The organism is Stenotrophomonas sp. P5_A8, from assembly GCF_056400545.1.
In genome coordinates, this window is record NZ_JBFULB010000370.1 from 1 (window position 1) to 3,606 (window position 3,606).

Genomic DNA, 3,606 nt, shown 5'->3' on the forward strand with positions numbered 1-3,606 from the left:
CCACACCCCCTCTAAAGTCGCCCCCATCCAGGCCGATATCCAGCGTGACGCCCGGTTTTTCTACCGCCACGCCCGACCCAGGATTCCTTCGATGAACGACAGCAACCTAAATGCCGCCAGCAGCGGTGGTGAGTACCTCAGCTTCACCCTCGGCGCCGAGCACTACGGCGTGGATATCCTCAAGGTGCAGGAAATCCGCGGCTACGACTCGGTCACCCGCGTTCCCGACGCACCGGATTACATCAAGGGCGTCATCAACCTGCGCGGCACCATCGTCCCGGTCATCGACCTGCGCCTGAAGCTGCGCCTGGAAAAGGCCACCTACGATGCCTTCACCGTCATGATCGTGCTCAACGTCGAAGACCGCGTGGTCGGCATCGTCGTGGACAGCGTCTCCGACGTCATCCCGCTCAGCGCCGACCAGATCCGCCCCACCCCCGAGTTTGGCGCCGCCGTCGATACCCGCTTCATTTCCGGCATCGGCACCCAGGACGATCGCATGCTGATCCTGCTGGATATCGAAACCCTGCTCGACAGCGCCGACATGGGCCAGCCCAGCCACGTCGAAGACGCTGCTGCCTGATCGTGCCCGCTCCGCTCACCACCGCGTGGACGCGGGGTGAAAAAAGTTCTTCAGTTCCGTCCAGGACGGCCGATAGCTGCTTCAGGACCCGGCTGTGTAGGGCTGCCCAAGGCCGGGCCAATTCGTCCATTTTCCCCGGAGATTTTTCCCGATGAAGTCCCTGCTTGCGCTGTTCTCGGTTGCCGTTCTCGCCACCTCCGCCTCGTCCGCTTTCGCCCAGTCGGCTGAAATGATCCCGCCGGAGATGGCACCGCGCTCGGTCGGCAAGGACGGCATGGTCTGCGGCAAGGTCGAAAAGGCCCGCTACGCCGAAGGTTCCGAAGGCCAGCCGACCTTCCTGTACATGGGCGGCGCCTTCCCGCGCCACACCTTCTCGGCCCGCATCGCCGGCGCCAACCGCGGCAAGTTCAGCTTCCCGCTGGAAAGCCTGGAAGGCAAGACCGTCTGCGTGATCGGCAAGATCGCCCGTGACGCATCGCGCGCTGAAATCGAAGTCAGCTCGCCGGCCGGCCTCAAGCTCGCCAACATCAAGTAATCCGCTGTACGCCATGCCACGCCGGCACCGTCCGGCGTGGTCGCTGCAACCGGGCACGATGCCCGGACGCGTTTGCCCTTGGAGATCGCACCGCCCATGCCCTGGATCAACAACCTCAAACTGATGCCGAAGTTGATGCTGACTTTCGGCGTCCTCCTGCTGGTGATGCTGCTGCAGGGCATCGTGGCCTATCGTGGCTTGTACTCACTCAACAACGTCACCACCGAACTGGCGGGCCACCGGATGGAGAGCATCCGTACTGCCGGTGAAATCCGCGGCATGGTCGGCGAATACCGCAACTCGGCCTACCAGGGCCTCATCCGCGCCAGCGCAGACGTCAAGGCCGAAGCCAAGACCCGTGCCGCCGACCTGCGCGGCAAGATCGACCTGGCCATCAAGAAATACCCCGAACTGATCGACAATCCCCAGCAGAAGAAGCTGTTTGATACCTTCGCCAAGGATTGGAAAGACGCGCTGGTTTCCTACGATGCGGTCAGCGAAATGCTGGAGCTGGACCTGCCCGACGATGCCATCGACACCTTCGTCGGCGAGACCCGCAGCAAGCACCAGAAGGCCTCGTCCGCGCTCGAAGCACTGATCGCCGAAGACAACCGGCTGGCCCGCGCCTCGCGCGAGGAAGCCGAGTCCACCTACGCCGCTTCGGCCACCCTGACCGTCATCGCCTTGCTCGGCGGCGCCGGCCTGGGCCTGGTGCTGGTGTTCCTGTTCGCCCGTTCGCTGGTGGGCAGCATGCGCGGCGCCGTGTCGGTGGCCAACGATGTCGCCAGCGGCAAGCTCGATGGCCACATCGACGTCAGCCGCAAGGATGAAGTCGGTGACCTGATGCAGGCCATGCAGCGCATGCAGCGCGACCTGCGCGAGCGCACCGAGACCGACCAGGCCATCGCCCGCGAGAACCTGCGTATCCGCACCGCGCTGGATTACAGCTCCACCGGCGTGTACCTGACCGACAACCAGCTCAACATCGTCTACGCCAACCGCGCCCTGGAGCAGAGCCTGTCCCAGTACCAGGACGAGCTGCGCAAGCACCTGCCCGAGTTCGACGCAGGCGCCTCGCTGGTCGGACGTCCGCTCACCGTGCTGGAGCACCGCGGCGAGATGGATGCCAGCCTGCTGGCCAACCTCAAGCAGCATGGCGTGGCCCGTCGCGCGATGCAGTTCGGTGATGCCCAGTTCGCCCAGGTGGTCTCGACCATCCGCAACGAAGAAGGCGAGAGCGTCGGCCACGTCGTGGAATGGCGTGACCGTACCCCCGAAGCGCTGGTCGAGGCCGAAGTGGCGCGCGTGATCGCCCAGGCCGCTGCCGGCGACCTGTCCGGTCGCATCGTCGCCGAAGGCAAGGAAGGCTTCTTCCTGCAGCTGGCACAGCAGATCAACGGCCTGCTGGACGCCAACGCGGCCAGCATCGAACAGATCTCCGGCCTGCTCACCGCGCTGTCGCAGKGCGACCTGACCGTGCGCATGCACGGCGATTTCCAGGGCGTATTCGCCACCATGCGCGACGATGCCAACGCCACCGCCGAGCAGCTCAGCGGCATCGTCACCCGCATCAAGCATTCCAGCCAGGCCATCAGCTCGGCTGCCAGCGAGATCGCCACCGGCAACAGCGACCTGTCGCGCCGTACCGAGCAGCAGGCCGCCAACCTGGAAGAAACCGCCGCCTCGATGGAGGAACTCACCTCCACCGTGCGCCAGAACGCCGAGCATGCCCGCCAGGCCAACCAGCTGGCCATTGGCGCACACACCGTCGCCAGCCAGGGCGGTGACGTGGTCGGCCAGGTGGTCACCACCATGAGCGCGATCCAGACCTCGTCCAAGAAGATCGCCGAGATCATCTCGGTCATCGACGGCATCGCCTTCCAGACCAACATCCTGGCGCTCAACGCGGCGGTGGAAGCGGCGCGTGCCGGCGAACAGGGCCGCGGCTTTGCCGTGGTCGCCTCCGAAGTGCGCACCCTGGCCCAGCGTTCGGCCGGTGCCGCCAAGGAGATCAAGGGCCTCATCGACGACTCGGTCGGCAAGGTCAACGACGGCTCGGCACTGGTGCACAAGGCCGGCGCGACCATGGGCGAAATCGTTGCCTCGGTGCAGCGCGTGACCGACATCATGGCCGAGATCTCCGCCGCTTCGCAGGAGCAGTCCGCCGGCATCGAGCAGGTCAACCAGACCGTCGTGCAGATGGATGAAACCACCCAGCAGAATGCCGCCCTGGTGGAAGAAGCCACTGCCGCCGCCCGCTCGATGGAAGAGCAGGCCGGCCACCTCAGCGATGCAGTGTCGATCTTCACCCTCGACGCGCAGGACGTGGTGGCACCGGTGGCGTTCGCCCCGCCAGCCTCGCGCGCCCCGGTGCGCCAGGTTGCCGCCGCACCGGCACCGGCCCGCCGCCCCGCCGCCCGCCCGGTTGCCACCGAACTGGCCGACGGCGACTGGCAGGAGTTCTAAGCCCGCCAGCGGCCTGTAAACC

Annotated in this window: 3 protein-coding genes; all 3 read left to right on the forward strand. The window is 65.9% G+C overall.

Features of this window, described 5'->3' with window-relative positions; all coding sequences use genetic code 11:
• Positions 1-91: 91 nt before the first annotated feature.
• The 3 genes from AC1DQP_RS18130 to AC1DQP_RS18140 all read left to right on the forward strand — a co-directional run bounded on the left by AC1DQP_RS18130 (position 92) and on the right by AC1DQP_RS18140 (position 3,584).
• The gene (locus AC1DQP_RS18130) at positions 92-583 is read left to right on the forward strand and encodes a chemotaxis protein CheW (RefSeq protein WP_256777579.1); all 492 of its coding nucleotides are present in this window, start codon (positions 92-94) and stop codon (positions 581-583) included.
• A gap of 151 nt (positions 584-734) precedes the next feature.
• On the forward strand, positions 735-1,118 hold the full coding sequence (locus tag AC1DQP_RS18135; RefSeq protein ID WP_256777578.1) for a hypothetical protein: 384 nt from the start codon (positions 735-737) through the stop codon (positions 1,116-1,118).
• Positions 1,119-1,214: 96 nt separating this feature from the next.
• The gene (locus AC1DQP_RS18140; RefSeq protein WP_478052162.1) at positions 1,215-3,584 is read left to right on the forward strand and encodes a methyl-accepting chemotaxis protein; all 2,370 of its coding nucleotides are present in this window, start codon (positions 1,215-1,217) and stop codon (positions 3,582-3,584) included.
• Positions 3,585-3,606: the final 22 nt, after the last annotated feature.

Excerpts from the sequence above, each read along its gene's own strand:
- AC1DQP_RS18135 (WP_256777578.1), top strand. The coding sequence starts at position 735 with ATGAAGTCCCTGCTTGCGCTGTTCTCGGTTGCCGTTCTCGCCACCTCC.
- AC1DQP_RS18130 (WP_256777579.1), top strand. The coding sequence starts at position 92 with ATGAACGACAGCAACCTAAATGCCGCCAGCAGCGGTGGTGAGTACCTC.